This is a genomic window from Mycobacterium mantenii (assembly GCF_001667865.1).
Taxonomy (GTDB): Bacteria; Actinomycetota; Actinomycetes; order Mycobacteriales; family Mycobacteriaceae; genus Mycobacterium; species Mycobacterium mantenii_A.
The window spans coordinates 32,227-55,320 of the sequence record NZ_LZJP01000060.1 but is presented as its reverse complement, the minus strand read 5'-3'; the positions used below and the strand labels follow the sequence as shown (position 1 = coordinate 55,320).

Genomic DNA, 23,094 nt, shown 5'->3' with positions numbered 1-23,094 from the left:
CATGATCGAACGTATGTTCGCGTCAGGGTCGGGTGCGGGATCGTCGCCGGAGGTGATTGCCCGGTTTGACGAGCTTGTCGAGCGTTGTCACCCGTCGAGGACGCCGGAGTCCACGGAGTTGGTTGACGAGATCCGCGCGGCGGCGCGGGCGGAGAACCGGGCCGCGGCCGCTCAGTTGGTGGCGATCGGGAAGTTGTTCGCCTATCGGCTGTCGCGATGCTCGGAGACCGAGGGCTGGGCGGTCGACACGCAGGAGGCGGTGGCCGCCGAGGTGGCCGCGGCGCTGCGCGTGAGTCAGGGTCTGGCCGCGAGCCGGTTGCGGTATGCGCGCGCGATGCGTGAGCGGCTGCCGAAGGTGGGTGCGGCCTTCATCGCCGGGGATGTCGAGTACTCGATGTTCCAAACGATCGTGTTCCGCACCGATTTGATCGTTGACCCCGAGGTGCTGGCGAGGGTGGATGCCGCGCTGGCGGCGAACGTGGCGCGCTGGCCGTCGATGACGCGGGGACGGTTGGCCGCGCAGGTGGACAAGGTCGTGGCCAAGGCCGATGTCGATGCGGTGCGGCAACGCCAGAAGTTCGTGGCCGACCGGCAGGTGTGGATCGCCGACGGCGTCGGGGGTATCGCCGAAATTCACGGCAGCCTGCTCGCCCCCGACGCGCATGCGCTGGACAAACGGCTCGATGCGTTGGCCGCCACGGTATGCGAGCGCGATCCGCGCAGCCGTGACCAGCGCCGCGCCGATGCCCTGGGGGCACTGGCGGGTGGAGCCGACCGGTTGGGCTGTCGCTGCGGACGCCCCGACTGCCTGGCCGGGAAACGGCCCGCGCCAGCCCCGGTGGTGATCCACGTGATCGCCGAGCGGTCCAGCCTGGACGGGGCGGGTGCCACGCCGGCATCAGAGGTGGGCGCCGACGGACTCATCGCCCCCGAGCTCGTGGCCGAGTTGGCAGCCTCGGCCAAACTGACCCCGCTGGCACATCCGGGTGAGGCCGCCCCCGAGCCCGGCTATGTCCCGTCGAAGGCACTGGCAGATTTCGTGCGGTGCCGGGACCTGACCTGCCGCTCGCCCGGCTGTGACCGCCCGGCCACCGAGTGCGACATCGACCATACGATCCCGTACGCCGCGGGCGGGCCCACTCACGCGTCGAACCTCAAGTGCTTGTGCCGCACTCATCACCTGGTCAAGACGTTCTGGGGCTGGCGTGACCAACAGCTGCCCGACGGCACGGTCATCTGGACCCTGCCCGACGGACACTCCTACGTGACCACCCCGGGCAGCGCGCTGCTGTTCCCCAGCCTGTGCGCCCCGACCGGTGACCCGCCTTTACCCGCCGGACCGAAACCCGACCCGTGCGCCGAGCGCACCGCGATGATGCCGCTGCGCACCCGCACCCGCGCCCAGAACCGGGCCGCGCGCATCGCCACCGAACGCCGCCACAACCGCGACGCCCGACTGGCCCGCGCCGCCCCGCCCGCGGCCCAAACTTGGCCCACCACCTACCCGCCCGACGAGGACCCCCCGCCGTTCTAACGGGTTCGGGACCAGTTCTCACCCGGATGCCGCCGCCCTGGACGGATACTCGATTCGGGGTAACCACCGCCCTCCGAGCTGCCCTGATGTGCCATGATGTCCAAGCTGTCAAGACTCAGGGAGCAGCAGTGGATCTCAATATTTCGATGGTCACACGACCGGTCGAGCGGCTGATCGCCACAGCGCAGAACGGGCTGGAGGTCTTGCGGCTGGGGGGCTTGGAAACCGGTAGTGTCCCGTCGCCGTCCCAGACCGTCGAGAGCGTGCCGATGTACAAGCTCCGGCGCTATTTCCCGCCGGACAACCGGCGCGGCCAGTCGCCCGTCGGGCCGCCGGTGCTGATGGTGCACCCGATGATGATGTCGGCCGACATGTGGGACGTCACCCGCGAGGAAGGCGCGGTGGGGATCCTGCACGCGCACGGGATCGACCCCTGGGTCATCGACTTCGGCGAACCCGACAAGATCGAGGGCGGCATGCGGCGCACGCTGGCCGACCACATCGTCGCGCTCAGCCAGGCCATCGACACGGTCAGGGACGTCACCGGCAGCGACATCCATCTGGTCGGCTATTCGCAGGGTGGCATGTGGTGCTACCAGGTCGCCGCCTACCGGCGTTCGAAGAGCCTGGCCAGCATCGTCACGTTCGGGTCGCCGGTGGACACCCTGGCCGCCCTGCCGATGGGCATCCCGGCAAACTTCGCCGCCCCCGCGGCCAACTTCATGGCCGACCATGTCTTCAGCCGGCTGGCCATCCCAAGCTGGATGGCGCGCACCGGCTTTCAGATGCTCGACCCGCTCAAGACCGCCAAGGCGCGGGTGGACTTCGTGCGCCAACTGCACGACCGCGAGGCGCTACTGCCGCGCGAGCAGCAGCGCCGTTTCCTCGAGCGCGAGGGCTGGATCGCCTGGTCGGGTCCGGCGATCTCCGAACTGCTCAAGCAGTTCATCGCCCACAACCGGATGATGACCGGCGGCTTCGCCGTCAACGGGCAGATGGTCACCCTGACCGACATCACCTGCCCGGTGCTGGCCTTCGTCGGCGAGGTGGACGACATCGGCCAGCCCGCTTCGGTGCGCGGCATCCGGCGGGCGGCCCCCGACGCCGAGGTCTACGAAAGCCGCATCCGCACAGGGCATTTCGGCCTGGTCGTCGGGTCCAAGGCGGCGCAGCAGAGCTGGCCGACCGTCGCCGAATGGGTGCAATGGCTCTCCACCGGCGGCGACAAGCCGGACAGCATCGACGTGATGGCCGACCAGCCCGACGAGCACACCGACAGCGGCGTGGCGTTGAGCTCCCGGATCGCGCACGGCCTGGGGGAGGCCTCCGAGGCGGCACTGGGAATAGTGCGCGGCGCGGCCAACACCGTCGTCGCCGCCAACAAGTCCGTGCGAACCCTGGCCGTCGAGACAGCCCGCACCCTGCCGCGCCTGGTCCGCCTGGGCCAGATCAACGACCACACCCGGATTTCGCTGGGTCGCATCATCGAGGAGCAGGCTCACGACGCGCCGCAGGGCGAATTCCTCTTGTTCGACGGCCGCGTGCACACCTACGACGCCGTCAACCGGCGCATCAACAACGTCGTTCGCGGCCTGATCGACGTCGGGGTGCGGCAGGGCGACCGGGTCGGCGTGTTGATGGAGACCCGGCCCAGCGCACTGGTCGCCATCGCCGCGCTGTCGCGGCTGGGCGCGATCGCGGTCGTGATGCGACCGGATGCCGACCTGGGCGCTTCGGTGCGGCTCGGGGGAGTGACCGAGCTGCTGACCGACCCCGCCAACCTCGACGCCGTGCTGGGGTCCGACCGCCAGGGGCTGCGGCAGGTGCTGGTGCTCGGCGGCGGCGAGGCGCGGGATCTGCACCTGCCCGAGGACTCCGACGTCATCGACATGGAACAGATCGACCCCGACGCCGTCGAGCTGCCCGGGTGGTACCGGCCCAACCCCGGACTGGCCCGGGATCTGGCGTTCATCGCGTTCAGCGCGGCCGGCGGCGAGCTGGTGGCCAAGCAGATCACCAACTACCGCTGGGCGGTGTCGGCCTTCGGTACCGCCTCGACGGCCGCCCTGGACCGCCGCGACACCGTGTACTGCCTGACCCCCTTGCACCACGAGTCGGCGCTGCTGGTGAGCCTGGGCGGTGCCGTGGTCGGCGGCACCCGCATCGCCCTGTCGCGCGGGCTGGACCGGAACCGGTTCGTCCAGGAGGTACGCCAGTACGGCGTCACCGTGGTGTCCTACACCTGGGCCATGCTCCGCGAGATCGTCGACGATCCCGCGTTCGTGCTGCACGGCAACCACCCGGTGCGGCTGTTCATCGGGTCCGGCATGCCGACCGGGCTGTGGGGCCGCGTCGTCGACGCGTTCGCGCCCGCCCACGTCGTCGAGTTCTTCGCCACCACCGACGGGCAGGCGGTGCTGGCCAACGTGTCGGGCGCCAAGGTCGGCAGCAAGGGCCGCCCGCTGCCGGGAGCCGGACGCATCGAGCTGGCCGCCTACGACGTCGAGCACGACCTGATCCTGGAGAACGAGCGCGGCTTCGTGCAGATCGCCGAGCCGAACGAGGTCGGGGTGCTGCTCGCGGCCTCCAACGGCCCGGTCGATCCGAGCGCCTCGGTCAAACGCGGCGTCTTCGCCGCCGGCGACACCTGGATATCGACCGAGTACCTGTTCTACCGCGATGACGACGGCGACTACTGGCTGGCGGGCCGGCGCGGGTCGGTGGTGCGCACCGCGCGCGGCCTGGTGTTCGCCGAGCCGGTCACCGACGCGCTGGGATGCATCACCGGTGTCGACCTCGCGGTGACCTACAACGTGCCGGTCGGCGACCACGAGGCGGCGGTGTCGGCGGTGACGCTGTTGCCGGGGGCCTCCATCACCGCGGCCGACCTGACCGAGGCCTTCGCCAAGATCCCCCTCGGCCTTGGCCCCGACATCGTTTGTGTGGCGCCGGAGTTGGATCTGAGCGCGACGTTCCGTCCGACCGTCAGTGCCCTACGGGCGGCCGGGATCCCGAAGGCCGGGCGCAACGTCTGGTATTTCGATGCCGAGACAAGTCAGTACCGCCGCCTGACCAGCGGGGTACGTTCCGAGCTGAGCGGAGCGCAGTCATGATCGACGATGCACTGTTGAGCATCCTGGTGTGCCCGGACGATCGGGGCCCGCTGCTGTTGGTCGACGACGAACTGCTGTACAACCCGCGGCTGCGGCGCGCCTACCGCATCGAGGACGGCATCCCGGTGCTGCTCATCGACGAGGCGCGCGACGTCGCCGACGACGAGCACGCGCGGCTCATCGCACAAGGCCGTCCGGCAGATCCCCGGTGAGGTAGCGCTGTAGGTTCGGCGCGATGGTTTGCGCGATCTGGTCCGGCGGCAGCGACGCGAACGGCTCCAGTTGCAGGATGTAGCGCGCCATCACCACGCCCACCAGTTGCGACGCGACGAATTGGATGCGGATGATTCCGCTTCCCGGCGGATCGTCCACGCGCGGACCGACTTCGACGGCGATCACGTCCTGGATGAACGTCCGGAACAGGTTGACCTCCGAGCCGGCCAGGATCGACCGGAGCACCGCGATGAACCCGGTGCCCAGTTCGGAATCCCACAGCGGCAACAACATCGACGGCAGCCGGTAGCCGATCTCCTCGACCGGCACCTCGCGCAACGGGCCGATGATGTCCATCGGGTCGATCGGGATGTGCACGGCCGCCGCAAACAGCTTCTCCTTGGTGCCGAAGTAGTGATGCACCAGCGCCGAATCCACTCCCGCGGCCGCGGCCACCGCACGAATCGACGTATTGCGTATCCCCTTGCTGGCAAACAGCTCTCGCGCGCTGGCCAGGATGCGGTTGCGGGTGTCGGAGACCCCGGCCGGCCGGCCCCGCCGCCGGCGCCCGGCGTTGGTGGTCGTCACTGGCGACCCGCCACTAGGGCGTCCGCCGCCGCAGCGTCGCCGCGGCCAGGCACAGCGACGCCAGGGCGAAGCCCAACACCACGACGATGTCGCGCACCGCGATGAACGTCAGTTCCGGGTGCGCGCCCACCTGCTGCAAGGCCTCCAGCGCGTAGCTGGCCGGCAGCACATTGCTGATCCATTGCAGCCAGTGTGGCATCAGCGCGCGGGGCACGATGATGCCGGCCAGCAACAGCTGCGGCACCATCACCAGCGGGATGAACTGCACGGCCTGAAACTCGGTGCGGGCGAACGCACTACACAGCAGACCCAAACCGACTCCCAGCACGGCGTTGACGATCGCGATGGCGAACACCCACACCGGGCTGCCCGCGGTGTCGAAACCTAGCAGCCAGAACGACACGATGCACGCCAAAATGGCTTGCGCCGCAGCGGCGATGGAGAAGGCGGTGCCGTAGGCGATCAGCAGGTCAAGGCGGCGCAGGGGAGTGGTCAGGATGCGCTCCAGCGTCCCGGATGCCCGTTCGCGCTGCATGGTTATCGCCGTGATGATGAACATCACGAACAGCGGGAACAGGCCCAGCAGGATCAGGCACGCATTGTTGAACGGTGCCGGTGTGCCGGGCCGGTGCGGGGCGTTTTGAAACATGAAGTACATCAACGTGATCACCAGCACCGGGACGAACAGGATCATCGCGACGCTGCGGTGGTCGGCCGCCAGCTGGCGCAGGATCCGCACCGTGGTCGCGGTGTAGCCCTTTAGCCCTAGCCGGCTTCGCGCATGGTGCTGCGCTTGATGATGGACAGAAACGCGTCCTCCAGTGACGTGCATCCGGTGTCCTCTCGCAGTTGGGTCGGGGTGGTGTGGGCGACCAACCGGCCGTCGCGCATCAGCAGCAGATCGCCGCAGTGGTCGGCCTCGTCCATCACGTGGCTGGAGACCAGCAGCGTGGTTCCGGCGCGGGCGAGGTCGGCGAACTGCTCCCACAGATCCGCGCGCAGCACTGGGTCCAGTCCCACCGTGGGCTCGTCGAGCACCAGCAGTTCGGGCTGGCAGACCAGCGCGCACGCCAGCGACACCCGGATGCGCTGACCGCCGGAAAGGTTGGCGCACAAGGCGGATCGGTGATCGGACAGCCCGACCCGCTCGACCGCCGCTTCGGCGGCCTTGCGGTCGAACCCGTACAGCGAGGCGAAGTAGCGGACGTTGTCGACGACCCGCAGGTCGTTGTAGATGGTCGGATCCTGCGGCAGGTACCCGACCCGGCGGTGCAGCGCCGGCGACCCGGCCGGATGGCCGAGCACGCTGACGGTTCCCGAGGTCACGATCTGGGTGCCCACGATGCACCGCATCAGGGTGGTCTTGCCGCAGCCGGACGGGCCGAGCAGGCCGGTGATGCTGCCCTTGTCGATCCGCACTGAGAAATCGTGCAGAGCCGGGAGTTTGCCGCGGATCACACGCAGGTGATCGATGTGCACGGCCGGCTCGTGCGGGCCGGCGATTAATTCATCACGAGATGAACTCATCATGCGATGAATAATTGTCCCGTTGCGCGGGGTTGTCAAGGGTCGGAATCTCCGGGAGGCGCAGACAGGCCTAGTTGAAGCGTTCGCCGATGGGAGGGCGGCGCTGCGGCAGATGTCCGTGTACGCCCTCGGCGTAGGCGGTCTCGGCGTGCTGCGTGAGGTCGACGCCGGTGGTCTCGTCTTCGGCGCTGAGCCGGAAGCCCATCAGCCGGTCGATGACCTTCCCCAACACGAACGTCATGGCGAACGCGTAGAGCGCGACGACCCCGATCGCCAGCGCCTGCTTGCCCAGCTGGCCGAAGCCACCCCCGTAGAACAGGCCCTGCGGGCCCGCCGTCATGACCGCCGTCGCGAACAGGCCGATCAACGACACCCCGACCACGCCGCCGACGAAGTGCACGCCCACCACGTCGAGCGAATCGTCATAGTTGAAGCGCAGTTTCGCGCCCACCGCGAACGCGCACACGATCCCCGCCGCCAGCCCGACGACCGTCGCGCCGAGCGTGTTGACCGTTCCGCAGGACGGGGTGATGGCGACCAGGCCGGCGACCACGCCCGATGCCGCACCGAACGTGGTCGGCCGGCCGTCGCGAATCTGTTCGACCGAGAGCCAGCCGAGCATGCCCAGGCACCCGGCGACCAGCGTGTTGAGGAAAATGGCGGCGGCGGTTCCGTTGGCGGCCAAGGCCGAACCCGCGTTGAACCCGAACCAGCCGAACCACAGCAGCCCGACCCCGACGAACAGCAACGGCAGATTGTGCGGGCGCATGGCGTCCTTCTTGAACCCGATGCGCGGTCCGAGCACCAGCGCCAGCGCCAGCGCCGAGGAGCCGGAGACGATCTCCACGACGAGCCCGCCCGCATAGTCGAGGACGCCCAGCTTGGCCAGCCATCCGCCCGGTCCCCAAACCCAGTGCGCGACAATCGAATACACGGTGATCGTCCACACCGGAACGAACACCATCCAGGCGGCGAACTTGGCGCGGTCGGCGATGGCGCCGCTGACCAGGGCGGCCGTGATGATCGCGAACGTCAACTGGAAGGTGGCGTAGAGCAATTCGGGCACCGTGCCGTGCGCGGTGTCGGGGGTGATGCCGAGCATCCCGAAATGCCTGAGGTTGCCGACGAGCCCGCTCACCCCGTCCTCGGAGAACGCGATGGTGTAGCCGACCAGCAACCACGCCACCGTCACCAGGGGGATGGAGATGAAGCTCATCATGATCATGTTCAGCACGCCGGTGGTGCGGACCATGCCGCCGTAGAAGATGGCCAGGCCGGGGGTCATCAGCAAGACCAGCGCGGTGCTGGCCAGCAGCCACGCCGTGGCGGCGGGGTCGATCGCATGCATGAGGTGGGCTCCTTCTCGCGGCCCGGGGGTCACGGACACCGGGATACTGCCACGTTTGGCCTGCCGGTAGGTTCGTTGGGTTAAGAAAAGAGGATTCAGGATCTGATGTGGCCGAGGCTCGAGGGCGATTCCGGGAAGGCACGGCTGCGGCCCCGCTGTTAGTCGACCCGGTCGAGGCCGCCCGCCGGCTGCTGGGCGCCACCCTCACCGCGCGGGGTGTCAGCGGGACGGTCGTCGAGGTCGAGGCCTACGGGGGAGTTCCCGACGGTCCGTGGCCGGACGCCGCCGCGCACTCGTACAAGGGCCTGCGGGCCCGCAACTTCGTGATGTTCGGGCCGCCGGGGCGGCTCTACACCTACCGCAGCCACGGCATCCACGTCTGCGCCAACGTCTCGTGCGGACCCGACGGCACCGCCGCCGCGGTACTGCTGCGCGCCGCGGCCCTCGAGGACGGCACCGATGTCGCGCGCGCCCGCCGTGGCGAGTTGGTGCACACCGCGGCCCTGGCGCGCGGCCCGGGCAACCTGTGCGCCGCCATGGGAATCACCATGGACGACAACGGCATTGACCTTTTCGCGGGCGACGGTGAGGTGACTCTCGAACTGCACGAACCGCTGACCGCGGCGTGCGGCCCGCGGGTCGGCGTCAGCCAGGCCGCCGACCGGCCGTGGCGGTTGTGGCTCCCCGGCCGCCCGGAGGTGTCGGCGTACCGCCGCAGCCCCCGCGCGGCGGCGCCGGGCGCCAGCGACTAGCCGAACCGATCTCGGGTGAAAGGATCTTGGATCATGGGCGACATGATCATCGACGAGCTGGGCTGGCGCGGCCTGATCGCGCAGTCCACCGATCTCGATGCGCTGACCGCCGAAACCCGGCGCGGCCCGATGACGGTGTACGCCGGCTTCGACCCCACCGCGCCGAGCCTGCATGCCGGACACCTGGTGCCGCTGCTGGCGCTGCGCCGCTTCCAGCGCGCCGGCCATCGCCCGATCGTGCTCGCCGGTGGGGCCACCGGCATGATCGGCGACCCGCGGGACATCGGCGAGCGCACCCTCAACGAGGCGGACACCGTCGCCGAGTGGACCGAGCGGATCGGCGGCCAGCTGCGACGCTTCGTCGACTTTGACGACTCACCCACCGGCGCGGTCGTCGTCAACAACCTGGACTGGACCGGCCCCCTGTCGGCCATCGAGTTCCTGCGCGATGTCGGCAAGCACTTCTCGGTCAACGTCATGCTGGACCGCGACACCGTGCGGCGGCGCCTCGAGGGGGACGGCATCTCCTACACCGAGTTCAGCTACATGCTGTTGCAGGCGAACGATTACGTCGAGTTGAACCGGCGCTACGGCTGCACACTGCAGATCGGCGGCTCCGATCAGTGGGGCAACATCATCGCCGGGGTCCGGTTGGTGCGCCAGCAGCGCGGCGCCTCCGTGCATGCCCTGACGGTGCCGCTGGTGACGGCCACCGACGGCACGAAGTTCGGCAAGTCCACCGGCGGCGGCAGCCTGTGGCTGGACCCGGCGCTGACCACGCCGTACGCCTGGTACCAGTACTTCTTCAACACCGCCGACGCCGACGTGATCCGGTACCTGCGCTGGTTCACCTTCCTGACCGCCGACGAGCTCGCCGAGCTGGAGCAGGCGACGGCCGAGCGTCCCCAGCAGCGCGCCGCCCAGCGGCGGCTGGCCCGCGAACTGACCGTGCTGGTGCACGGCGAGAGCGCCACCGAGGCGGTCGAGCATGCCAGCCGCGCGCTGTTCGGGCAGGGCGAACTGGACCGCCTGGACGAGGCCACGCTGGCGGCGGCGCTGCGCGAGACCTCGGTCGCCGAGCTCAAACCCGGTGGCCCGGACGGGATCGTCGACCTGCTGGTCGCCAGCGGCCTGTCCGAGAGCCGGAAGGCCGCGCGGCGCACCATCGGCGAAGGCGGCGTCTCGGTCAACAACATCCGCGTCGACAGCGAGGAATGGGCACCGCAGCCGTCCGACTTCCTGCACGGCAAGTGGCTGGTGCTGCGCCGCGGCAAACGCACCGTCGCCGGGGTCGAAAAGGTCTAGCCCCGCTAGCCCCGCCTGGCCCGGAACCGCGTCCGCAAAACGCGCGCGTGCACAAATCTTTACCCCACCGTGTCATTGACGTGACCGTAAGCGACCACTGTTGTCACGGTGAATTTCGCGACGAGTGTGCGGTTGACCGTCCTGCGGATTCTGGGGGTGATCACCGGCCTGGTGGCGCTTGCCGCGGTCCTGTCGGCGCCGATCCGCGCCGACATGATCGGCAACACCTTCCTGTCGGCCCTGACGAACGCCGGGATCACCTACACCCAGCCGACCGGCACCACGGCGATGGGACAGTCGGTGTGCCCGATGCTGTTCGAGCCCGGCGGGTCGTTCGACGCGGTGACGTCCAAGATGGCCGCGGGCAACGGCATGTCCTACGAGACGGCGGGCAAGTTCACAATCCTCGCGATCGCGACCTACTGCCCGGCGGTGATCGCGCCGCTGCTGGGCAACCGGCCGCAAAGCTAGGCGCGGGGCTGCCCGTATTCTCGGCAGCGTGGTCGACGACAGGCAAAGGCACCGCGGCGAACGGCGGGGGCGGCCGGCATCCACCGGCTGGTCCGGTCCGGGCCGTGCGCGGCCGGCCCAGCCGCAGGGCGCCGGGCGCCGGGACGGCCAGGCCGATCGCGCCCCGCAGGACGGGCCGCCGATACCGCCCGGCGTCGAAGCCAAGCAGCTGGCGCCGGACGTTCGCCGCGAACTGAGCACCCTGGACCGCGCCACCGCCGATGCGGTGGCGCGCCACCTGGTGGCCGCGGGCGAACTGCTGGACGAAGACCCGGAGGCCGCCCTGGGTCACGCCCGGGCGGCGCGCGCCCGGTCCAGCCGGATCGCCGCCATCCGGGAAGCGGTTGGCATCGCTGCCTACCACTGCGGCGACTGGTCGCAGGCGCTGGCCGAATTCCGGGCGGCCCGCAGGATGGGCAGCAAGTCCCCGCTGCTGGCCCTGATCGCCGATTGCGAACGCGGACTTGGCCGCCCGGAGCGGGCGATCGAACTCGCGCGCGGGCCGGAGGCCGCCGAACTCAGCGGTGACGACGCCGACGAGTTACGCATCGTCGCGGCCGGGGCGCGCGCGGATCTCGGTCAGCTGGAGCAGGCGCTCACGGTGTTGTCCACGCCGCAACTGGATCCCGGCCGCACCGGCACCACGGCGGCGCGGCTGTTCTACGCCTACGCGGACACGCTGCTGGCGCTCGGCCGCGATGACGAGGCGCTGCAATGGTTCCTGCACTCCGCGGCCGCCGACGTCGACGGCGTCACCGACGCCGAGGACCGGGTCAGTGAACTCGGCTGACATGACGGGTCCGAATCACGCCGAAACCCTTGCGCAGCAATATGATTGCCTGCTGATCGACCTGGACGGAACGGCGTTTCGCGGCCGCCGGCCCACCGAGGGTGCGGTGCAAGCGCTGGCCGAGGTGCGCAGCCGCGCGTACTTCGTCACCAACAACGCGTCGCGCAGCGCCGGCGAGGTCGCCGCGCACCTGACCGACCTCGGCTTCACCGCCACCGCCGACGACATCGCCACCAGTGCGCAGAGCGCGGCGCGGCTGCTGGCCGACCAGTTGGCGCCGGACTCGCCGGTGCTGATCGTGGGGACCGAGGCCCTGGCCAACGAGATCACCGCCGTCGGGCTGCGCGCGGTGCGCAGCTACGACGACGACCCGGCCGCCGTCGTACAGGGTCTGTCCCAGACCATCGGGTGGCCGGAGCTGGCCGAGGCGGCGCTGGCCATCCGGGCCGGCGCGCTGTGGGTGGCATCCAACGTCGACCTGACCCTGCCCACCGAGCGCGGGCTGCTGCCCGGCAACGGATCGTTCGTGGCCGCGCTGCGGGCGGCCACCGGCGGCGAGCCCCAGGTCGCGGGCAAGCCGGCGCCCGGACTGCTGCGGGATGCCGCGGCCCGCGGCGACTTTCGCGCCCCGTTGGTGGTCGGCGACCGACTCGACACCGACATCGAGGGCGCCAACGCCGCCGAGCTACCCAGCCTGATGGTGCTCACCGGGGTCAATTCCGCGCGGGACGCGGTGTACGCCAAGCCCGCCCAGCGCCCCACCTACATCGGCCACGACCTGCGCTCGCTGCACGACGACGGCGAGCGGCTTGCGGTCGGCCCGCAGCCGGGCTGGCGGGTCGACGTCGCGGACCGGGCGGTCACCGTGAGCGGCACCGGGCCCGACGACGGGGACGGCCTGTCGATCGTGCGGGCGGTGGCCGGCGCGGTCTGGAGCGCCGGGGACGGCGGCGAGGTGCGCATCGAGGCCGCCGACGAGCACGCCCGCGCCGCGCTGCAACGCTGGTCTTTGGTGCACACCGACTGACGGGTGACTAGCGTAGTAACGCGATGACTATCGATCCCGATCAGATTCGCGCTGAAATCGACACCCTGCTCGCCCGGCTGCCCCAGCCCGAGGACACAGAAGACCCCGAGAAGGTGCCGTCGCTCGACGAGCTCGAAGAGATAGCACGCCGCCTGTCCGAGGCGCACGACGTGCTGCTGGCTGCGCTGGAGTCGGCGGAGAAGGGCTGAATGCCCGGATGTCCCGACGCGCCCGCATTGACGCCGAGCTGGTCCGGCGCGGCCTGGCCCGGTCTCGTCAGCAGGCCGCGGAGTTGATCGGCGCGGGGAAGGTCAGCATCGACGGGATGCCGGCGCGCAAGCCGGGCACCGCCGTCGCCGTCACCGCCGCCCTGACCGTCGCCGAGGACGGCGAGCGCGGCTGGGTCTCGCGCGGGGCGCACAAACTCATCGGGGCGCTGGACGCCTTCGAGGTCTCGGTCGCGGGCCGTCGCTGCCTGGACGCCGGCGCGTCCACGGGCGGCTTCACCGAAGTCCTGCTGGATCGCGGGGCGACCGAAGTGGTCGCCGTGGACGTCGGGTACGGGCAGCTGGCGTGGTCGCTGCGCAGCGACCCGCGGGTGGTCGTCGTCGAGCGGACCAACGTTCGCGACCTGACGCCCGAGGCGATCGGCGGACCGGTCGACCTCGTGGTGGCCGACCTGTCGTTCATTTCGCTGTCCACGGTGTTGCCGGCGCTGGCTGGATGCGCCGCACCGAACGCGGATATCGTTCCCATGGTGAAGCCGCAGTTTGAGGTGGGCAAGGGCCTGGTCGGCGCCGGGGGTGTGGTGCACGACCCGGGCCTGCGCGCCGACGCGGTGCTGGCGGTCGCCGGTCGCGCGGCAGAGCTGGGCTGGCACACCGTCGGCGTCGCCGCCAGCCCGCTGCCGGGGCCGTCGGGCAATGTCGAATACTTTCTGCGGCTGCGCGCCCAGACCGATCGGCCGCTGGCCGGCGACGAGCTGGTGACCGCGGTGCGGCACGCGGTGGAAAGCGGGCCACAGTGAACGAACACGCTCCCCGCACCGTGTTGATGGTGGTCCACACCGGCCGCGAAGAGGCCACCGAGACCGCGCGGCGCGTGCAGAAAGTGCTGGGCGACAACGACATCGGGCTTCGGGTGCTGTCTGCGGAGGCGGTTGACAAGGGGTCGTTGCACCTGGCCCCCGACGACATGCGCGCACTGGGCGTCGAGATCGAGGTGGTCAACGCCGACCCCCAGGCCGCGGACGGCTGCGAACTGGTGCTGGCGCTGGGCGGCGACGGCACCTTCCTGCGGGCCGCCGAACTGGCCCGCAACGCCAACATTCCGGTGCTGGGCGTCAACCTGGGCCGCATCGGCTTTCTGGCCGAGGCCGAGGCCGAAGCCATCGACCGGGTGCTGGAACATGTTGTCGCACAAGACTATCGGGTGGAGAACCGGCTGACGCTCGACGTGATCGTGCGCCACGGCGGCGACGTCTCCGTGCACGGCTGGGCGCTCAACGAAGTCAGCCTGGAAAAGGGTCCCCGCCTGGGCGTGCTCGGGGTGGTCCTCGAGATCGACGGGCGCCCGGTGTCGGCGTTCGGCTGCGACGGGGTCCTGGTGTCGACGCCCACCGGGTCGACCGCCTACGCGTTCTCCGCCGGCGGACCGGTGTTGTGGCCGGACCTCGAGGCAATCCTGGTGGTACCCAACAACGCTCACGCGCTGTTCGGCCGCCCCATGGTCACCAGCCCGGACGCCACCATCGCGATCGAGATCGAGGCCGACGGGCATGACGCCCTGGTGTTCTGCGACGGCCGCCGCGAAATGTTGATCCCGGCGGGCAGCAGGCTGGAGGTAAAGCGTTGCGACACACCGGTGAAATGGGCCCGCCTGGACAGCGCCCCGTTCACCGACCGGTTGGTGCGCAAATTCCGGTTGCCGGTGACCGGGTGGCGCGGGAACTGACGACCCCAACTGCAGGTGCTGACTGAATGCTGACCGAAATCCGCATCGAGTCGCTCGGTGCCATCAGCGCTGCCGTCGGGGAGTTCGACCGCGGCCTGACCGTGCTGACCGGGGAGACCGGCACCGGCAAGACCATGGTGGTGACCGGCCTGCACCTGCTCGGCGGTGCGCGCGCCGACGCGACCAGGGTGCGGTCCGGGGCCGATCGGGCGGTCGTCGAAGGCCGTTTCACCACAACCGATCTCGACGAGGCCACGGTGGTCAAGCTGGACGAGATGCTGGACGCGTCGGGCGCCGAGCGCGACGAGGACGGCAGCGTGATCGCGCTGCGCTCGGTCAGCCGCGACGGGCCGTCGCGGGCCTATCTGGGCGGCCGCAGCGTGCCCGCCAAGTCGCTGGGCGACTTCACCGCCGGGCTGCTGACCCTGCACGGGCAGAACGACCAGCTGCGGCTCATGCGGCCCGAGGAGCAATGCGGCGCGCTGGACCGATTCGCGAAGGCCGGCCCGGCACTGGAGCGCTACTGCAAACTGCGCGACGCCTGGCTGTCGGCGCGGCGCGACCTGCTCGACCGGCGCAACCGGATGCGCGAACTGGCGCTGGAGGCCGACCGGCTGAACTTCGCGCTGAACGAGATCGACGCCGTGGACCCGCAACCCGGCGAGGACGACGCTCTGGTCGCCGAGATCCTGCGGCTCTCCGAGCTGGACACGCTGCGCGAGGCCGCGGCCACCGCGCGTGCGGCCCTGTCCTCGGATGAGCCGGATGGGTTCAGCGCGACCGACAGCCTCGGAAAGGCAAGGGCCGCACTGGAATCGACGGACGACGCCAAGCTGGTGGCGTTGGCCGGCCAGCTCGGTGAGGTGCTGACCGTGGTCATCGACGCGGCCGCCGAACTGGGCGGCTTCCTCGAGGAGCTGCCGGTCGATGCCAGCGCGCTGGAATCTAAACTGTCCCGGCAGGCCGAGCTGCGCACGCTGACGCGCAAGTACGCCGCGGACATCGACGGTGTGCTCGACTGGGCCCGCGAGTCGCGGCAACGGCTGGCCCAGCTCGACGTCTCCGAGGAAGGGCTGGCCGCGCTGGCGGCGCGCGTCGACGAGCTCGCGCGCGAATTGGCCCAGGCCGCGGTCGATCTGAGCAACATCCGGCGCAAGGCCGCCAAGCGGCTCGCCAAGGAGGTCACCGCCGAGCTATCCGGGCTGGCGATGGCCGACGCGCAGTTCGGCATCGACGTCACCATCGATACCGCTTCGACCGCCGACGACGCGGCCGCGCTCGTGCTGCCCTCGGGCGAGCTGGCCCGCGCCGGCGCCGACGGCGTCGACCAGGTCGAGTTCGGCTTCGCCGCGCACCGCGGGATGGACCAGCTGCCGCTGGCCAAGAGCGCCTCCGGCGGCGAGCTGTCCCGGGTGATGCTGGCGCTGGAGGTGGTGCTGGCCGCCTCGCGCAAAGAGTCACTGGGCACCACCATGGTGTTCGACGAGGTCGACGCCGGCGTGGGTGGCCGGGCGGCGGTGCAGATCGGTCGGCGGCTGGCGCGGCTGGCGCGCACCCACCAGGTCATCGTGGTCACGCATCTGCCGCAGGTCGCGGCGTACGCCGACGTGCACCTGGTGGTGCATGGCGCCGGGCCCAAGGGGACCAGCGTGGTTCGCCGGGTCGCCGACGACGAGCGGGTGGCCGAGCTGGCCCGGATGCTGGCCGGGTTGGGCGAATCCGACAGTGGCCGCGCGCATGCCCGCGAACTGCTGGATGCGGCGCAGAAGGATGAGATCTGATCGTCGGCATCACTTAATACAGATGTGACTAATGGGACTCTAGATAACTTCTGAGGCTGATGTTACGGCGCGCCTCCCTTGCTCGCCGACGCATCGCGGACAGAATCGCCCCCATGAAGATGTCAGGCCTGCTTTCCCGTAACCCCGCCCGGCCGGGCCTCGTCGGCACCGCCCGCGTTGACCGGAACATCGACCGATTGCTGCGCAGGGTCTGCCCCGGCGACATCGTCGTGCTCGACGTTCTGGACCTGGACCGGATCACGGCGGACGCGCTGGTGGAAGCCGACATCGCCGCGGTCGTCAACGCGTCGCCGTCGGTGTCGGGCCGCTACCCGAACATGGGGCCGGAGGTGCTGGTCAACAACGGGGTGACGCTGATCGACGAGGCCGGACCCGACATCTTCAAGAAGGTCAAGGACGGCGCCAAGATCCGCCTGCACGAGGGCGGGGTGTACGCCGGTGACCGCAGGCTGGTCCGCGGGACCGAGCGCACCGACCACGACATCGCCGACCTGATGCGCGAGGCCAAGAGCGGGCTGTCCGCGCATCTGGAGGCGTTCGCCGGCAACACCATCGAGTTCATCAAGAGCGAGAGCCCGCTGCTGATCGACGGCATCGGCATCCCCGACGTCGACGTCGACCTGCGCCGCCGGCACGTGGTGATCGTGGCCGACGAGCCCAGCGCCGAGGAGGACCTGAAGTCCCTCAAGCCGTTCATCAAGGAGTACCAGCCGGCGCTGATCGGTGTCGGCAGCGGCGCCGACGTGCTGCGCAAGGCGGGCTACCGCCCCCAGGTCATCGTCGGCGACCCCGACCAGATCAGCACGGACGCGCTCAAGTGCGGTGCCCAGGTCGTGTTGCCCGCCGACGCCGACGGGCACGCGCCCGGGCTGGAACGGATTCAGGATCTCGGCGTCGGGGCGATGACGTTCCCGGCCGCGGGCTCGGCGATCGACCTGGCGCTGCTGCTGGCCGACCACCACGGCGCCGCGCTGCTGGTGACGGCCGGCCACACCGCGAACATCGAGACGTTCTTCGACCGGACCCGCGCGCACAGCAACCCGTCGACCTTCCTGACCCGGCTTCGGGTGGGGGAGAAGGTGGTGGACGCCAAGGCCGTGGCCACCCTGTACCGCAACCACATCTCGGCGGGTGCCATCGCGCTGCTGGCGCTGACCATGCTGATCGCGGTGATCGTCGCCCTGTGGGTGTCGCGCACCGACGGCATGGTGCTGCACTGGGTCACCGACTACTGGAACCACTTCACCCTCTGGATTCAGCACTTCGTGAGCTAGGGCTGGAAATGATCTCGTTGCGTCAACACGCGTTATCGCTGGCCGCCGTCTTCCTGGCGCTGGCCGTGGGAGTCGTGCTCGGTTCCGGCTTCCTGTCCGACACCCTGCTGTCCAGCCTGCGTGACGAGAAGCGGGACCTGAACACCCAGATCAGCGGGCTCAACGACCAGAAGAACGTGCTGAACGAAAAGCTCAGCGCGGCAAACAATTTCGACACCCAACTGGTCGGGCGGATGGTGCACGACGCGCTGGGCGGCAAGTCGGTGGTGGTGTTCCGCACCCCGGACGCCAAGGACGACGACGTGGCCGCGGTGTCGAAGTTCATCGGTCAGGCCGGCGGGACGGTGACCGGCACGGTGTCGCTGACGCAGGAGTTCGTCGAGGCCAATTCGGCGGAGAAACTGCAGACGGTGGTGAACTCGTCGGTGCTGCCCGCCGGCCAGCAGCTGAGCACCAAGCTCGTCGACCAGGGCTCGCAGGCGGGTGACCTGATGGGCATCGCCCTGTTGGCCAACGCCAACCCGGCGGTCCCGCCGGTAGACGACATTCAACGCAACACCGTGCTGGCCGCGCTCCGCGACACCGGCTTCATCACCTACCAGGCAACCGATCACATGGGCGCGGCCAACGCCGCGCTGATCGTCACGGGCGGCGCGCTGCCCCAGGACGCCGGCAACAAGGGAGTCAGCGTGGCCCGGTTCTCGGCCGCGCTGGCCCCGCACGGCTCGGGCACCCTGCTGGCCGGGCGGGACGGTTCGGCGACCGGGGGTGCGGCGGTGGCCGTCACCCGCGCCGACGCCGGAATGAACTCGGCGATCAGCACCGTCGACAACGTCGACGCCGCGCCCGGCCGCATCACGGCGGTCCTGGGCCTGCACGACCTGCTGGGCGGCGGTCACGCCGGGCAGTACGGCACCGGTCACGGGGCGACGTCAATCACGGTGCCTCAGTAGCGGGCGTGTTAGCCGCGACACAGCGCGGCTGATGTTAGGGTGGGTTTCCGTGGGTCGGCAGGCCCATCTAGTCATTCGCTAGAACACTTTTCACGCCCTGCCCGTCTTCACGGAGGTCGCCTGTGCGAAAGCACCCGCAATCCGTCACCAAGCACCTCTTCGTCAGCGGGGGCGTCGCCTCCTCGTTGGGCAAGGGTTTGACCGCCAGCAGCCTTGGTCAGCTACTGACGGCTCGCGGGTTGTACGTGACGATGCAAAAGCTCGATCCGTACCTCAACGTCGACCCGGGCACCATGAACCCGTTCCAGCACGGCGAGGTCTTCGTCACCGAGGACGGCGCCGAAACGGACCTGGACGTCGGCCATTACGAGCGGTTCCTGGACCGCGACCTGTCCGGCTCGGCGAATGTCACTACGGGGCAGGTGTATTCGACGGTCATCGCCAAGGAGCGGCGCGGCGAATACCTCGGCGACACGGTCCAGGTGATTCCGCACATCACCGACGAGATCAAAGGGCGCATCATGTCGATGGCCCAGCCCGACGCCCAGGGCAACCGCCCCGACGTCGTCATCACCGAGATCGGCGGCACCGTCGGCGACATCGAGTCGCAGCCCTTCCTGGAGGCGGCCCGCCAGGTCCGTCACGACGTGGGCCGCGAGAACGTGTTCTTCCTGCACGTCTCCCTGGTGCCCTACCTGGCCCCGTCGGGCGAACTCAAGACCAAGCCCACCCAGCACTCGGTGGCCGCGCTGCGCAGCATCGGTATCACCCCGGACGCGCTGATCCTGCGTTGTGACCGCGACGTCCCCGAGGCGCTGAAGAACAAGATCGCGCTGATGTGCGACGTCGACATCGACGGCGTCATCTCCACGCCGGACGCGCCGTCGATCTACGACATCCCCAAGGTGCTGCACCGCGAGGAACTCGACGCCTACGTGGTGCGCCGGCTCAACCTGCCGTTCCGCGACGTCGACTGGACCGAATGGGACGACCTGCTGCGCCGGGTGCACGAGCCGCACGAAAACGTGCGAATCGCCTTGGTGGGCAAGTACGTTGAGCTTTCCGACGCCTATCTGTCGGTCGCCGAGGCGCTGCGGGCCGGCGGGTTCAAGCACCACGCCAAGGTCGAAATCGTCTGGGTGGCCTCCGATGACTGTCAGACCGCGGCCGGGGCCGCGGCGGCGCTGGACGACGTGCAGGGCGTGCTGATCCCCGGCGGCTTCGGCATCCGGGGCATCGAGGGCAAGCTCGGCGCCATCCGGCACGCCCGCGCTCGGGGGCTGCCGGTGCTGGGGCTGTGCCTCGGCCTGCAATGCATCGTGATCGAGGCCGCCCGCGCCGCCGGTCTGGACCAGGCCAACTCGGCCGAATTCGACCCCGAGACACCGGATCCCGTGATCTCCACGATGGCCGATCAGGTCGACATCGTGGCCGGCGAAGCCGACCTCGGCGGCACCATGCGCCTCGGCGCCTACCCCGCGGTGCTGGAACCGGATTCGATTGTGGCGCAGGCCTATGGCACCACGGAGGTCTCCGAGCGGCACCGCCACCGCTACGAGGTCAACAACGCCTACCGCGACAAGATCGCGGAGAGCGGCCTGCGATTTTCCGGGACGTCGCCCGACGGCCATCTGGTGGAGTTCGTCGAATACCCGCCGGAGGTGCACCCGTTCATCGTCGGCACCCAGGCTCACCCGGAGCTGAAGAGCCGGCCCACCCGGCCGCACCCGTTGTTCGTCGCATTCGTCGGGGCGGCCATCGAATACAAGGCGGGAGAGCGGCTGCCGGTGGAAATCCCGGAGCAGTCATCGAACGGCATCCAGCACCGAGACAGCGCTGCGCGGCCGATACCTGAGCCCGCGACCCGTGGCTGACCACGTCTTCGAGACGGCGTCATCCGAAACGCTGTACACCGGAAAGATTTTCGCGTTACGCAGCGACCGGGTCCGGATGCCGGGCGGCGCCATCGCGGTGCGTGAGGTCGTCGAGCACTACGGGGCGGTCGCCATCGCGGCGCTGGACGCCGAGAACAACCTTCCGCTGATCTACCAATACCGGCACGCGTTCGGCCGGCGGCTGTGGGAGCTGCCCGCCGGACTGCTCGACATCGCCGGGGAGCCGCCGCAGCAGACGGCCGCGCGCGAACTCCAGGAGGAGGCCGGCCTGCGCGCCGAGACCTGGCAGGTGCTCGCCGATCTCAACTCCGCCCCGGGCTTCTCCGACGAGTCGGTGCGGATCTACCTGGCCACCGGGCTGAGCGAGGTGGACCGGCCCGAGGCGCATCACGAGGAAGCCGACATGACCATGCGCTGGTTCCCCGTGGCCGACGCGGCGCGGATGGTGTTCAGCGGCGAGGTAGTGAATTCCATTGCGATTGCCGGGATTCTGGCCGCTCACGCGGTCACCGAGGGATTCGCGCGGCCCCGGCCGGCGGACAGCCCGTGGATCGACAGGCCGACGGCGTTCGCCGCGCGAAAAGGTGGGCGGGCCGCGCAATGACAACGGCGCTTGTGCTGGACACGCAGTTGCAGGGCTACCTCGACCATCTCACGATCGAGCGCGGTGTCGCCGCGAACACCCTGAGCTCGTATCGCCGCGACCTGCGCCGCTACACGAAACACCTGTCGGACCGCGGAATTCACGATTTGGCCAAGGTGGGCGAGAACGACGTGAGCGAATTCCTGGTGGCCCTGCGCCGCGGGGATCCCGACACCGGGGCCGCCGCGCTGTCCGCGGTGTCGGCGGCGCGGGCGCTGATCGCGGTGCGCGGCCTGCATCGCTTCGCCGCCGCCGAAGGGCTGGCCGAACTCGACGTGGCGCGCGCGGTCCGCCCGCCGACGCCGGGGCGGCGGCTGCCCAAAAGCCTGACCATCGACCAGGTCCTGGCGCTGCTGGAGGGCGCCGGCGGCGAGAGCCCGGCCGACGGTCCGCTGACGCTGCGCAACCGGGCGCTGCTGGAGCTGCTGTACTCCACCGGCGCACGGATCTCCGAGGCCGTCGGCCTCGACGTCGACGACGTCGACACCCACGCCCGCTCGGTGTTGTTGCGCGGCAAGGGCGGCAAGCAGCGGCTGGTGCCGATCGGGCGTCCGGCCGTCGCCGCGCTGGACGCCTATCTGGTGCGCGGGCGTTCGGAGCTGGCCCGGCGCGGGCGCGGAACGCCGGGCATCTTCCTCAATGTGCGCGGCGGGCGGCTGTCGCGGCAAAGCGCGTGGCAGGTCCTGCAGGACGCGGCCGAACGCGCCGGGATCACTTCGGGGGTGTCGCCGCACATGCTGCGGCATTCCTTCGCGACCCACCTGCTGGAGGGCGGCGCCGACGTGCGGGTGGTGCAGGAGCTGCTGGGACACGCCTCGGTGACGACGACGCAGATCTACACCATGGTCACCGTGCACGCGCTGCGCGAGGTATGGGCCGAAGCCCACCCCCGGGCGCGGTAGCTATCCCGCCGCCGGCTCAGCCCGGTACTCGGATTCCAGCACCAGGTCGGACAGCAGCGTCTGGTACTCGACATGCGTCTTGTGCTCGACGGTGTTGAACCGCTTGCCCTGCTGCAGGTGCATGTACTCGCGGTACTTCGGCGCGCCCGGCACCCGGACGTTGTCGGCCACCACGATCGAGCCGGGATGCAGCCAGCCCCGGTCCAGGATGCTCTTCAGGTCGTTCAGGTAGGCGTCCTTGTCGTGGTCCAGGAACACGAAATCGAGTGCGCCGGCGGCAAACCCGTGCTCGTCGGCCAGCGCATCCAGGGTGCGGCCACCGTCGCCGATGGTGCCGACCACGCACGTCACCCGGTCGGCGACGCCGGCGTGGGCCCAGATCCGGCGGGCGTTGGCCGCGTTGGCCTCGGCGAGTTCGACCGAGAACACCTTCGCCTTGGGGGCGGCCCGGGCGATGCGCAACGCGCCGTAGCCGACGTAGGTGCCCAGTTCGAGCGCCAGCGCGGGAGCGGCCCGTCGCACGGCGGCGTCGAGCAGCTGCCCTTTCTCGTCGCCGACGTTGATCAGCAGCGATTTCTCGTAGGCGAACTTGTCGATGGTGGCCAGCACGTCGTCGATGTCGCCGGCCCGCGCGTTCTGCAGGACGTATTCGACGGCGGCCGCTTCGCGCCCGTCACCGATCTGGCCGGTGGTGGTGATGTTCTGAGCGCCGGCGGCCATGCGCCAGACCGACCAACGCAGTAGAGGTATCCGTCGCTTCAGGTTCATAGACGCCACGATAGGCCGGTGGTTGATCCCGCATCGGGGGCCGCTGCGGTGACTATTGGTCATTCTCGAAAGCGATAGCGCCGGTGCTAGCGCGTTTCGACTCCGCATCGTCCTCGGAAATTGGTGCTGCTGTGACTGAAGTGAACAGGCTGTCGGAATGTGCGTTCTACCACCGATTTTTGCCCATATTGGCTGGT

The 23,094-nt window shown here is 69.8% G+C and carries 22 protein-coding genes; 17 read left to right on the top strand and 5 right to left on the bottom strand.

From position 1 onward, the window contains the following. Positions 1 to 13: 13 nt before the first annotated feature. The 3 genes from A5688_RS09505 (at position 14) to A5688_RS09495 (ending at position 4,859) form a co-directional block, all read left to right on the top strand. The gene (locus A5688_RS09505) at positions 14 to 1,534 is read left to right on the top strand and encodes an HNH endonuclease signature motif containing protein (protein ID WP_067908195.1); all 1,521 of its coding nucleotides are present in this window, start codon (positions 14 to 16) and stop codon (positions 1,532 to 1,534) included. Positions 1,535 to 1,620: 86 nt separating this feature from the next. After that, complete coding sequence (locus A5688_RS09500; RefSeq protein ID WP_120312312.1) at positions 1,621 to 4,647, top strand: acyl-CoA synthetase; 3,027 nt, start codon at positions 1,621 to 1,623, stop codon at positions 4,645 to 4,647. Continuing rightward, positions 4,644 to 4,859, top strand: coding sequence for a Trm112 family protein (locus A5688_RS09495; RefSeq protein WP_067828479.1), 216 nt, complete (start codon positions 4,644 to 4,646; stop codon positions 4,857 to 4,859). Before A5688_RS09500 ends, A5688_RS09495 begins: the two co-directional genes overlap by 4 nt. Here the strand turns inward: A5688_RS09495 and A5688_RS09490 are convergent. From A5688_RS09490 to A5688_RS09475, 4 genes are all read right to left on the bottom strand, one after another. Beyond that, a complete protein-coding gene (locus A5688_RS09490; RefSeq protein WP_067828476.1) occupies positions 4,825 to 5,448 on the bottom strand; it encodes a TetR family transcriptional regulator in 624 nt (207 codons plus the stop codon). The genes A5688_RS09495 and A5688_RS09490 overlap by 35 nt on opposite strands. Positions 5,449 to 5,461: 13 nt before the next feature. Beyond that, positions 5,462 to 6,280 carry an ABC transporter permease gene (locus tag A5688_RS09485; RefSeq protein ID WP_082951053.1) on the bottom strand — a complete coding sequence of 273 codons (819 nt, stop codon included), beginning with the start codon at positions 6,278 to 6,280 and terminating at the stop codon, positions 5,462 to 5,464. Next, positions 6,214 to 6,978, bottom strand: a complete 765-nt coding sequence (locus A5688_RS09480; protein WP_067828472.1) for an ABC transporter ATP-binding protein — start codon at positions 6,976 to 6,978, stop codon at positions 6,214 to 6,216. Before A5688_RS09480 ends, A5688_RS09485 begins: the two co-directional genes overlap by 67 nt. Positions 6,979 to 7,045: 67 nt before the next feature. Next, on the bottom strand, positions 7,046 to 8,323 hold the full coding sequence (locus A5688_RS09475; protein WP_067828469.1) for an ammonium transporter: 1,278 nt from the start codon (positions 8,321 to 8,323) through the stop codon (positions 7,046 to 7,048). A gap of 107 nt (positions 8,324 to 8,430) precedes the next feature. On the opposite strand from A5688_RS09475, the gene A5688_RS09470 reads away from it, so the two are divergent. From A5688_RS09470 to xerD, 14 genes are all read left to right on the top strand, one after another. Next, the gene (locus A5688_RS09470) at positions 8,431 to 9,075 is read left to right on the top strand and encodes a DNA-3-methyladenine glycosylase (RefSeq protein ID WP_067828466.1); all 645 of its coding nucleotides are present in this window, start codon (positions 8,431 to 8,433) and stop codon (positions 9,073 to 9,075) included. Positions 9,076 to 9,108: 33 nt separating this feature from the next. Beyond that, complete coding sequence (gene tyrS, locus A5688_RS09465; protein ID WP_120312513.1) at positions 9,109 to 10,380, top strand: tyrosine--tRNA ligase; 1,272 nt, start codon at positions 9,109 to 9,111, stop codon at positions 10,378 to 10,380. Between the two features lie 108 nt (positions 10,381 to 10,488). Next, a complete protein-coding gene (locus A5688_RS09460) occupies positions 10,489 to 10,851 on the top strand; it encodes a DUF732 domain-containing protein (RefSeq protein ID WP_207546633.1) in 363 nt (120 codons plus the stop codon). Between the two features lie 28 nt (positions 10,852 to 10,879). Next, the gene (locus A5688_RS09455; RefSeq protein ID WP_120312310.1) at positions 10,880 to 11,680 is read left to right on the top strand and encodes a tetratricopeptide repeat protein; all 801 of its coding nucleotides are present in this window, start codon (positions 10,880 to 10,882) and stop codon (positions 11,678 to 11,680) included. A gap of 1 nt (position 11,681) precedes the next feature. Continuing rightward, positions 11,682 to 12,707 (top strand): HAD-IIA family hydrolase, encoded by a 1,026-nt coding sequence (locus A5688_RS09450; protein ID WP_068268140.1) that lies wholly within the window; start codon positions 11,682 to 11,684, stop codon positions 12,705 to 12,707. 23 nt (positions 12,708 to 12,730) lie between these two features. Next, positions 12,731 to 12,916 (top strand): hypothetical protein, encoded by a 186-nt coding sequence (locus A5688_RS09445; RefSeq protein ID WP_067828460.1) that lies wholly within the window; start codon positions 12,731 to 12,733, stop codon positions 12,914 to 12,916. An 8-nt stretch (positions 12,917 to 12,924) separates the two neighbouring features. After that, a complete protein-coding gene (locus tag A5688_RS09440; RefSeq protein WP_067828457.1) occupies positions 12,925 to 13,734 on the top strand; it encodes a TlyA family RNA methyltransferase in 810 nt (269 codons plus the stop codon). Continuing rightward, entirely contained in the window at positions 13,731 to 14,660 is a 930-nt protein-coding gene (locus tag A5688_RS09435) for an NAD kinase (protein WP_278184169.1), read from the top strand. Before A5688_RS09440 ends, A5688_RS09435 begins: the two co-directional genes overlap by 4 nt. Before the next feature lie 26 nt (positions 14,661 to 14,686). After that, positions 14,687 to 16,441, top strand: coding sequence for a DNA repair protein RecN (gene recN, locus A5688_RS09430; RefSeq protein ID WP_067908186.1), 1,755 nt, complete (start codon positions 14,687 to 14,689; stop codon positions 16,439 to 16,441). 113 nt (positions 16,442 to 16,554) lie between these two features. Beyond that, complete coding sequence (gene steA / locus A5688_RS09425; protein ID WP_067828451.1) at positions 16,555 to 17,736, top strand: putative cytokinetic ring protein SteA; 1,182 nt, start codon at positions 16,555 to 16,557, stop codon at positions 17,734 to 17,736. Positions 17,737 to 17,744: 8 nt separating this feature from the next. Beyond that, the gene (locus A5688_RS09420) at positions 17,745 to 18,689 is read left to right on the top strand and encodes a copper transporter (protein ID WP_067908183.1); all 945 of its coding nucleotides are present in this window, start codon (positions 17,745 to 17,747) and stop codon (positions 18,687 to 18,689) included. Positions 18,690 to 18,811: 122 nt separating this feature from the next. After that, positions 18,812 to 20,563, top strand: a complete 1,752-nt coding sequence (locus A5688_RS09415) for a CTP synthase (RefSeq protein WP_067908180.1) — start codon at positions 18,812 to 18,814, stop codon at positions 20,561 to 20,563. Next, positions 20,556 to 21,188 carry an NUDIX domain-containing protein gene (locus A5688_RS09410; RefSeq protein WP_067908177.1) on the top strand — a complete coding sequence of 211 codons (633 nt, stop codon included), beginning with the start codon at positions 20,556 to 20,558 and terminating at the stop codon, positions 21,186 to 21,188. Before A5688_RS09415 ends, A5688_RS09410 begins: the two co-directional genes overlap by 8 nt. Continuing rightward, positions 21,185 to 22,129, top strand: a complete 945-nt coding sequence (xerD, locus tag A5688_RS09405; protein WP_067828439.1) for a site-specific tyrosine recombinase XerD — start codon at positions 21,185 to 21,187, stop codon at positions 22,127 to 22,129. The genes A5688_RS09410 and xerD overlap by 4 nt, the downstream gene beginning before the upstream one ends. Here the strand turns inward: xerD and A5688_RS09400 are convergent, their stop codons facing one another. Then, a complete protein-coding gene (locus tag A5688_RS09400; RefSeq protein WP_067908174.1) occupies positions 22,130 to 22,897 on the bottom strand; it encodes an O-methyltransferase in 768 nt (255 codons plus the stop codon). Between the last annotated feature and the right edge of the window lie 197 nt (positions 22,898 to 23,094).

Coding starts and splice junctions, on each gene's coding strand:
- A5688_RS09505 (WP_067908195.1), top strand. CDS start 14: ATGTTCGCGTCAGGGTCGGGTGCGGGATCGTCGCCGGAGGTGATTGCC.
- A5688_RS09500 (WP_120312312.1), top strand. CDS start 1,621: ATGTGCCATGATGTCCAAGCTGTCAAGACTCAGGGAGCAGCAGTGGAT.
- A5688_RS09495 (WP_067828479.1), top strand. CDS start 4,644: ATGATCGACGATGCACTGTTGAGCATCCTGGTGTGCCCGGACGATCGG.
- A5688_RS09485 (WP_082951053.1), bottom strand. CDS start 6,280: ATGCACGTCACTGGAGGACGCGTTTCTGTCCATCATCAAGCGCAGCAC.
- A5688_RS09480 (WP_067828472.1), bottom strand. CDS start 6,978: ATGATGAGTTCATCTCGTGATGAATTAATCGCCGGCCCGCACGAGCCG.
- A5688_RS09475 (WP_067828469.1), bottom strand. CDS start 8,323: ATGCATGCGATCGACCCCGCCGCCACGGCGTGGCTGCTGGCCAGCACC.
- tyrS (WP_120312513.1), top strand. CDS start 9,109: ATGGGCGACATGATCATCGACGAGCTGGGCTGGCGCGGCCTGATCGCG.
- A5688_RS09450 (WP_068268140.1), top strand. CDS start 11,682: ATGACGGGTCCGAATCACGCCGAAACCCTTGCGCAGCAATATGATTGC.
- A5688_RS09445 (WP_067828460.1), top strand. CDS start 12,731: ATGACTATCGATCCCGATCAGATTCGCGCTGAAATCGACACCCTGCTC.
- A5688_RS09440 (WP_067828457.1), top strand. CDS start 12,925: ATGTCCCGACGCGCCCGCATTGACGCCGAGCTGGTCCGGCGCGGCCTG.
- recN (WP_067908186.1), top strand. CDS start 14,687: ATGCTGACCGAAATCCGCATCGAGTCGCTCGGTGCCATCAGCGCTGCC.
- steA (WP_067828451.1), top strand. CDS start 16,555: ATGAAGATGTCAGGCCTGCTTTCCCGTAACCCCGCCCGGCCGGGCCTC.
- A5688_RS09420 (WP_067908183.1), top strand. CDS start 17,745: ATGATCTCGTTGCGTCAACACGCGTTATCGCTGGCCGCCGTCTTCCTG.
- xerD (WP_067828439.1), top strand. CDS start 21,185: ATGACAACGGCGCTTGTGCTGGACACGCAGTTGCAGGGCTACCTCGAC.
- A5688_RS09400 (WP_067908174.1), bottom strand. CDS start 22,897: ATGAACCTGAAGCGACGGATACCTCTACTGCGTTGGTCGGTCTGGCGC.